Source organism: Brevibacterium pityocampae (genome assembly GCF_039541555.1).
Taxonomy (GTDB): Bacteria; Actinomycetota; Actinomycetes; order Actinomycetales; family Brevibacteriaceae; genus Brevibacterium; species Brevibacterium pityocampae.
Genome location: NZ_BAABGL010000005.1, coordinates 1 through 5,574 on the forward strand (window position 1 = coordinate 1; position 5,574 = coordinate 5,574).

The 5,574-nt window shown below is 56.5% G+C and carries 3 rRNA genes; all 3 read left to right on the forward strand.

What is annotated here, in order from left to right:
• Nucleotides 1-53 precede the first annotated feature (53 nt).
• The 3 genes from ABD883_RS06010 (at nucleotide 54) to rrf (ending at nucleotide 5,565) form a co-directional block, all read left to right on the forward strand.
• Nucleotides 54-1,580: ribosomal RNA gene (locus tag ABD883_RS06010) — 16S ribosomal RNA — on the forward strand.
• Between the two features lie 558 nt (nucleotides 1,581-2,138).
• A 23S ribosomal RNA gene (locus tag ABD883_RS06015) occupies nucleotides 2,139-5,247 on the forward strand.
• Between the two features lie 201 nt (nucleotides 5,248-5,448).
• Nucleotides 5,449-5,565 (forward strand): 5S ribosomal RNA (gene rrf, locus ABD883_RS06020).
• The 16S, 23S and 5S rRNA genes sit together here, the layout of an rRNA operon.
• Nucleotides 5,566-5,574 lie beyond the last annotated feature (9 nt).

Genomic DNA, 5,574 nt, shown 5'->3' on the forward strand with positions numbered 1-5,574 from the left:
TGGTGGAGAAATCATTTTCTCTGTCTTTTTCTTTTGGCTGGGATTGTATTTTTCTTATGGAGAGTTTGATCCTGGCTCAGGACGAACGCTGGCGGCGTGCTTAACACATGCAAGTCGAACGCTGAAGCCTGCAGCTTGCTGTGGGTGGATGAGTGGCGAACGGGTGAGTAACACGTGAGTAACCTGCCCCTGACTCTGGGATAAGCCCGGGAAACTGGGTCTAATACCGGATATGACCATTCTCCGCATGGAGTGGTGGTGGAAAGTTTTTCGGTTGGGGATGGGCTCGCGGCCTATCAGCTTGTTGGTGGGGTGATGGCCTACCAAGGCGACGACGGGTAGCCGGCCTGAGAGGGCGACCGGCCACACTGGGACTGAGACACGGCCCAGACTCCTACGGGAGGCAGCAGTGGGGAATATTGCACAATGGGGGAAACCCTGATGCAGCGACGCCGCGTGGGGGATGACGGCCTTCGGGTTGTAAACCTCTTTCAGTAGGGAAGAAGCCTTCGGGTGACGGTACCTGCAGAAGAAGTACCGGCTAACTACGTGCCAGCAGCCGCGGTAATACGTAGGGTACAAGCGTTGTCCGGAATTATTGGGCGTAAAGAGCTCGTAGGTGGTCTGTCACGTCTGCTGTGGAAACGCAAGGCTCAACCTTGCGCGTGCAGTGGGTACGGGCGGACTAGAGTGCAGTAGGGGAGTCTGGAATTCCTGGTGTAGCGGTGAAATGCGCAGATATCAGGAGGAACACCGGTGGCGAAGGCGGGACTCTGGGCTGTAACTGACGCTGAGGAGCGAAAGCATGGGGAGCGAACAGGATTAGATACCCTGGTAGTCCATGCCGTAAACGTTGGGCACTAGGTGTGGGGTCCATTCCACGGATTCCGCGCCGTAGCTAACGCATTAAGTGCCCCGCCTGGGGAGTACGGCCGCAAGGCTAAAACTCAAAGGAATTGACGGGGGCCCGCACAAGCGGCGGAGCATGCGGATTAATTCGATGCAACGCGAAGAACCTTACCAAGGCTTGACATACACCGGAATGTGCCAGAGATGGTTCAGCCCTTTGGGCTGGTGTACAGGTGGTGCATGGTTGTCGTCAGCTCGTGTCGTGAGATGTTGGGTTAAGTCCCGCAACGAGCGCAACCCTCGTTCTATGTTGCCAGCACGTGATGGTGGGAACTCATAGGAGACTGCCGGGGTCAACTCGGAGGAAGGTGGGGATGACGTCAAATCATCATGCCCTTTATGTCTTGGGCTTCACGCATGCTACAATGGTCGGTACAGAGGGTTGCGAAGCCGTGAGGCGGAGCGAATCCCAGAAAGCCGGTCTCAGTTCGGATCGTAGTCTGCAACTCGACTACGTGAAGTCGGAGTCGCTAGTAATCGCAGATCAGCAACGCTGCGGTGAATACGTTCCCGGGCCTTGTACACACCGCCCGTCAAGTCACGAAAGTCGGTAACACCCGAAGCCGGTGGCCTAACCCTTGTGGGGGGAGCCGTCGAAGGTGGGACTGGTGATTGGGACTAAGTCGTAACAAGGTAGCCGTACCGGAAGGTGCGGCTGGATCACCTCCTTTCTAAGGAGCTAACACATTTCAGTGTTGCCACGCTCGGGCCGTTCGTGTCCGGGGTGGTTGCTCATGGGTGGAACATCACAAGAACTGCTCTCACTGGGGTCTTCGGATCCGGGTGGGGGTGCTTGCCGGCGGGTCGNACGTGTTGCCACGCTCGGGCCGTTCGTGTCCGTGGTGGTTGCTCATGGGTGGAACATCACAAGAACTGCTCTCACTGGGGTCTTCGGATCCGGGTGGGGGTGCTTGCCGGCGGGTCGCACAGGGTGCGGTCCGGTTGGTGGGGGATGGGCACGCTGTTGGGTCCTGGGAGAACAGGCCCCCACATTTGTGGGTGGGTGTTTTTCTGTGGATGGCGGTCCTGCTGCCGGCACCAACCGTTCGGGTTGGTGTGTGGGGTGGGGTCTGCTGGTTGTTTGAGAATCGTATAGTGGACGCGAGCATCTGGACATCGCATACATGCCGTGGGTGTGTGTGGGGTGTTCTGTGTGATTTTGTTGTTGTGTTTCTTGTGTTATCCGACTCGGATGCTCCTGGTCATGCTGCGTGTCAGTGTGTGGGGGTGTGTGAGTGTTCAAGAGCGCATGGTGGATGCCTTGGCATCAGGAGCCGATGAAGGACGTTGTAACCTGCGATAAGCCTCGGGGAGTTGGTAAACGAACGGTGATCCGAGGGTGTCCGAATGGGGGAACCCCGCGACATGTCATGTGTCGTGACCCGCATCTGAATATATAGGGTGTGTGGGGGGAACGTGGGGAAGTGAAACATCTCAGTACCCACAGGAAGAGAAAATAAGAATGATTCCGTGAGTAGTGGCGAGCGAAAGCGGAAGAGCCTAAACCGTGTGTGTGTCAAGCGTGCAGGTGTTGCATGTGCGGTGTTGTGGGGCTATCCGTCTGAGGGCTGCATTCCTTGGGCATGGCTGTTGTGTGCGTAGTCGAACAGGTTGGGAAGCCTGACCGGAGTGGGTGAGAGTCCCGTAGACGAAACGTGTGCTGGTTGTGTGTGATGGTTCCCGAGTAGGACGGGACTCGTGTAATCCCGTGTGAATCTGCCAGGACCACCTGGTAAGGCTAAATACTCCCTGATGACCGATAGCGGATAGTACCGTGAGGGAATGGTGAAAAGTACCCCGGGAGGGGAGTGAAATAGTACCTGAAACCATGTGCTTACAAGCCGTCAGAGCCTTTCGGGGTGATGGCGTGCCTTTTGAAGAATGAGCCTGCGAGTTAGCGGTGCGTGGCGAGGTTAACCCTGGTGGGGTAGCCGTAGCGAAAGCGAGTCCGAAGAGGGCGTCCCAGTCGCGTGTCCTAGACCCGAAGCGGAGTGATCTAGCCATGGGCAGGGTGAAGCACGTGTAAGAGCGTGTGGAGGCCCGCACCCACTTCAGTTGAAAATGGAGGGGATGACCTGTGGTTAGGGGTGAAAGGCCAATCAAACTCTGTGATAGCTGGTTCTCCCCGAAATGCATTTAGGTGCAGCGTTGCGTGTTGCTTGCCGGAGGTAGAGCTACTGGATGGCTGATGGGCCCCACCGGGTTACTGACGTCAACCAAACTCCGAATGCCGGTAAGTGTAAGCGTGGCAGTGAGACTGCGGGGGATAAGCTTCGTAGTCGAGAGGGAAACAGCCCAGACCACCAACTAAGGCCCCTAAGCGTGTGCTCAGTGGGAAAGGATGTGGAGTTGCGAAGACAACCAGGAGGTTGGCTTAGAAGCAGCCACCCTTGAAAGAGTGCGTAATAGCTCACTGGTCAAGTGATTCCGCGCCGATAATGTAGCGGGGCTTAAGTACACCGCCGAAGTTGTGGCAATACCACGTGTGATGAGCCGCCGGCATGTCCGGTTGGTTGAGTTGTGGTATTGGGTAGGGGAGCGTCGTATGGCCGGTGAAGCTGCGGAGTGATCCAGTGGTGGAGGCTATACGAGTGAGAATGCAGGCATGAGTAGCGAAAGACGGGTGAGAAACCCGTCCGCCGGATGACCAAGGGTTCCAGGGCTAGGCTAATCCGCCCTGGGTAAGTCGGGACCTAAGGCGAGGCCGACAGGCGTAGTCGATGGACAACGGGTTGATATTCCCGTACCGGCGAAGAACCGCCAATACCGAGGCATGTGATACTAACCAGCCGAGACCGTCTCCTGTCCTTCGGGACGGGTGTGCGGTCGAGGCTGGGACCTGAATGTGTAGTAGGTAAGCGTATTAACAGGTGTGACGCAGGAAGGTAGCCGGGCCGCGCGATGGTTGTCGTGGTCTAAGGTCGTAGGGCGACAGGTAGGTAAATCCGTCTGTCATGTGTCTGAGAGCTGATGGGCACCCACATCTGGTGGGTGATCCGGTGATCCTATGCTGCCGAGAAAAGCATCGACGTGAGGTTCTAGCCGCCCGTACCCTATTACCGACTCAGGTGGTCAGGTAGAGAATACTAAGGCGATCGAGATAATCGTGGTTAAGGAACTCGGCAAAATGCCCCCGTAACTTCGGGAGAAGGGGGGCCATCCTGGTGAGGAAGATTTTCTCTTCTGAGCTGGTGGTGGCCGCAGAGACCAGGGAGAAGCGACTGTTTACTAAAAACACAGGTCCGTGCGAAGTTGTAAGACGATGTATACGGACTGACGCCTGCCCGGTGCTGGAAGGTTAAGAGGACCTGTTAGAACTTCGGTTCGAAGCGGAGAATTTAAGCCCCAGTAAACGGCGGTGGTAACTATAACCATCCTAAGGTAGCGAAATTCCTTGTCGGGTAAGTTCCGACCTGCACGAATGGCGTAACGACTTCTCCACTGTCTCAACCACGAACTCGGCGAAATTGCACTACGAGTAAAGATGCTCGTTACGCGCAGCAGGACGGAAAGACCCCGAGACCTTCACTACAGTTTGGTATTGGTGTTCGGTGTGGCTTGTGTAGGATAGGTGGGAGACTGTGAAGCATGCACGCCAGTGTGTGTGGAGTCATCGTTGAAATACCACTCTGGCCATAGTGGATTCCTTAACTTCGGACCCTGATCGGGTTCAGGGACAGTGCCTGATGGGTAGTTTAACTGGGGCGGTTGCCTCCCAAAGAGTAACGGAGGCGCCCAAAGGTTCCCTCAGCCTGGTTGGCAATCAGGTGTCGAGTGTAAGTGCACAAGGGAGCTTGACTGTGAGACGGACGTGTCGAGCAGGAGCGAAAGCTGGGACTAGTGACCCGGCCGTGGATTGTGGAATCGCGGTCGCTCAACGGATAAAAGGTACCTCGGGGATAACAGGCTGATCTTGCCCAAGAGTCCATATCGACGGCATGGTTTGGCACCTCGATGTCGGCTCGTCGCATCCTGGGGCTGTAGTCGGTCCCAAGGGTTGGGCTGTTCGCCCATTAAAGCGGTACGCGAGCTGGGTTTAGAACGTCGTGAGACAGTTCGGTCCCTATCCGCTGCGTGCGTAGGAAATTTGAGAAGGGCTGTCCTTAGTACGAGAGGACCGGGACGGACGAACCTCTGGTGTGCCAGTTGTACCGCCAGGTGCATGGCTGGTTGGCTACGTTCGGAAAGGATAACCGCTGAAAGCATCTAAGCGGGAAGCCTGCTTCAAGATGAGATTTCCATCGAGGCGCCCTACAGACTATGGGGTTGATAGGCCAGATGTGGAAGCGCAGCAATGCGTGGAGCTGACTGGTACTAATACGCCGATCACTCACCCACCACCCTTTTCCGGGTGTGTTCGGGTCGGGTAACACAAGCACACACAACACCGTGTTTGAATCCTCTTATGAGAGCACACGCCAACCGTCGGGTTGGTGAGTATGCTTCGCGTCCACTAGAACAATGACCATCCCGGCCGGCAGCGGCCCTGGGTGGTTCCGCAGAAACCGGACACGTACGAGCGTGTTCGTCCCATGGTTTTGCGGTGGTCATAGCGGCAGGGAAACGCCCGGTCCCATTCCGAACCCGGAAGCTAAGCCTGCCAGCGCTGATGGTACTGCACTCGACAGGGTGTGGGAGAGTAAGTCACCGCCGCAATATTCTTCA